This window comes from Desulfobacter sp., assembly GCF_050177295.1.
In genome coordinates this window covers 1-2,891 of sequence record NZ_JBFXHE010000501.1, presented here as the reverse complement: position 1 = coordinate 2,891, position 2,891 = coordinate 1, and the positions used below count along the sequence as shown (strand labels likewise).

General features: G+C 47.4%; 3 protein-coding genes. 1 reads left to right on the top strand and 2 read right to left on the bottom strand.

From position 1 onward, the window contains the following. Positions 1-1,925, top strand: a 1,925-nt coding sequence (locus AB7U36_RS21720) for a flagellin (protein ID WP_428161690.1), incomplete at its 5' end; no start/stop codon positions are given. Here AB7U36_RS21720 and AB7U36_RS21715 read toward each other — a convergent pair. Together AB7U36_RS21715 and AB7U36_RS21710 are read right to left on the bottom strand one after the other, a co-directional pair. Next, positions 1,922-2,560 (bottom strand): hypothetical protein, encoded by a 639-nt coding sequence (locus AB7U36_RS21715; RefSeq protein ID WP_004074272.1) that lies wholly within the window; start codon positions 2,558-2,560, stop codon positions 1,922-1,924. The two genes, AB7U36_RS21720 and AB7U36_RS21715, sit on opposite strands and share 4 nt — an antisense overlap. 76 nt (positions 2,561-2,636) lie before the next feature. Continuing rightward, positions 2,637-2,891 (bottom strand): hypothetical protein (locus AB7U36_RS21710; protein WP_428161689.1); only part of this gene is annotated, 255 nt, incomplete at its 5' end.

Genomic DNA, 2,891 nt, shown 5'->3' with positions numbered 1-2,891 from the left:
AGGCCAATGAAGTCGTATCCACCAATCTTAAAGTTAGTTCTGCATCTGATGATCCATCGGGTATGAAGCAGGTGGTGACCATCAATTCCGACCTGGCTGCATTGGAGCAGTATCAGGTGAATGTGGATCAGGCCCAGAACGTGCTTACCACGGCTGAAACCGCCCTTGACACCATGGCTGATCAGTTGTCTGAAATGAAGCTGTTATGCTCGGCCTTGACCAATGCGTCCGCTTCTTATCAGGAGCGCGCCAACGCTGCCGAGAGCATGCAGGGTTATCTTGATGGCCTTCTGGATCTTGCCAATACTGACGCCTATGGCGGATACGTGTTTGGTGGTGACAATAACCGGACAACCCCGTTTACCTGCGATGATGATAACAACCCCACCAGGGTAACCTACAATGGCAGCAGTAACCCGGTAAACATAAGCACATCCAGGAACACCACCATATCTCTGGACTGCTGTGGAAGTGACCTGTTTTATGAAGATACGATTACCGTCAATGCCACCAATAATAAGATTGTTTTCACCGAAACCCTGGGCATAGGTGACGATAATATCATCACCCGTGAGGCAACCATTACCAGCGGCACCTACAGTAAAGAAGAACTTGCCGCCGCTGTTGAAGATAGCCTGAACGAAGCCAGTGAGGATATTGTCTACGAGGTGGGATATGATGGCGACACCAATACCTTTTCCATTGGCACTGACGGCAGCCGTGACACACCCATGAGTGTTACCTTTGAAGTGATCCAGACGGAAACCGTCAGGATTTCTAATCTTGAAACAGATGGTGAGAATTTTGAAGATGTAGAAATTAATATAGTTAATGAAACGGCTGTGACCGAATACACGCCGGTCCCCGAGGGGACAAAACCATTAACGCTCACCTACAGCGAAGGCGAAGACGGCATTACCAGAACCTGGAAGGTCTCCAACGATCCGGGATATGGGTTGCCTGCCGAGATTGAAGCTGATGCAAGCGATGAATCCATAAAAATCGACCTAGATGATGACGGGAACCCAGACATTGTTGTAAATCTGAATGGTACGCCTGAAGCGGGAGATACAGTCTCTTTTGATATCGTGGACGGCTATGAAAATGCAAGTATTTTGCCTGATTTGGGGTTTGAAAGCGAAAGCGTGATCCTTGAGACGGCTACCAGTGATGTTCCAGTGGACAACAGTTCGTTTTCGGTGTTGGTGGATAACACTAATGATAGCATTGATTTCACCGAAACCCTTTTGGACGGGGGCGGCACCTCAGTTCAACTGACTGCCGAGATAGACAAAAACAGCGGCACCCCTTATTCAGATCCTGAATCCTATGCTGAAGCGGTTGAGAAGGCCCTTGAAACCGCCTCGGCTGAAAACGGCAACCGGGTCAATTATTCAGTTTCAGTGGCATATGACGAAGATGCCAAGGTCTCCTTTACCATCAGCGAGGACACGGACACCGGTCGGCAACTGGAATCCTTTGATCTGCTGTTTCACTCGGGTACCAATGCCGAATCAAGAAGTGCTGCCGGTGATCTTGGCTTTAAGGCCGAGGATGTCTCTTCAGGCCCCCAGGAAGGAGAAGAAACCACCTGGAGTATATGGGATACTGTTTTTAATCTCAAAGACGCCCTGGAAAATGATGATGTGGATGGCATTCAGCGGGCAATGAACTGGCTGGACCATCATTATGAAAGTCTTACATCAAGCATGTCAACTGTGGGCAGAATTTACAGCAGCACAACCACCACCGAAGCCACCATTTCCGATTCGGATTTGACCCTGACCACCCGGCGCTCCACGGTCCGGGATGCAGATATCGTGGAAGCCATTATGGATCTTAAATCTGCCCAGACCGTTTATCAAGCGGCTTTGAGTTCGACATCTTCGGTTATGGGGTTAAGTCTGGTGGATTACATGTCCTAAAACAAATATTTCCAGACTTTCCAGCCAACCTTTTCTTCCTGTTGCCATCCTGTGGGTATCTGCATAAGGTTTTCCGGATTCTGATTTTTAAACTCATTGAGTTTTTTCTGCTTTTCCTGTTCCATCTGTTCCCAGGTGACGGTTGTACGGTTGAATACTTTATGGTTTATGGCTGCGGCTATGCGGTCCACCTTTTGGATCAGGTCGTCACTGTTCTTGGATTGTTCAAAAAAAGCCATGTATTGCTTCTCCGTGGTGTCAAATACCTTGGCATCAATGCTGAAAGCACCTGCAAGGCTGGTGATGGTGCCGTGAATCACATATCTGGAGTCGGTTTTCCGGGCAGTTTCATGAACCAGTTGACTGCCGGAAAGTTTTTTTAAACCGGCCTCAAGGGATGCCATCTTTTGAGGCGGCACAACAACGACTTTTCCAGGGCTGGTGAGCCTGGAATAGAGCATGGTTGAGATGCCTTTTTTAAGGTAGTCCAGATTCTTATTCTTATCGGCATTGATGTCAAAGGAAAGGACTGCAAGGGTTTCAGGGGTGCCGGCAAAGGCCGTATATGGAAAGATCAATCCGCCAAGGATGAAGACGGACAGAATTGCTTTCACAAAAGCGCGTGGTTTTTTCATCTTAATGCGGCATTCCTCCCCTTCTGAATCTGTGATTCAGGAGGGGAGGAATGCCGCCCTCCTTAAAGTCTGTAAGTTAAATGTTATATGAATATCCATCAGACATATGAAGCATATGACAATACTTCCAATTAATACCTTGTATGGTCGTTTCTCTTGTCTTAATGTCAAAAAATCCACTTTTTCTAACGGCGACACGACCAATATATGTTCCAACCTTTTTTCCGGAAGTCACAATTGCTTTGGCAATATCACCTGTCTGAAAACCGTTAACTTTTTTCTTCCGGGATTTCGCTTTTGTCCTGGGGAATCCAAACGTATTGACCCGGCA

What these genes read in the sequence shown, in the direction of transcription:
- AB7U36_RS21715 (WP_004074272.1), bottom strand. Translation starts at nt 2,560, where the DNA reads ATGAAAAAACCACGCGCTTTTGTGAAAGCAATTCTGTCCGTCTTCATC.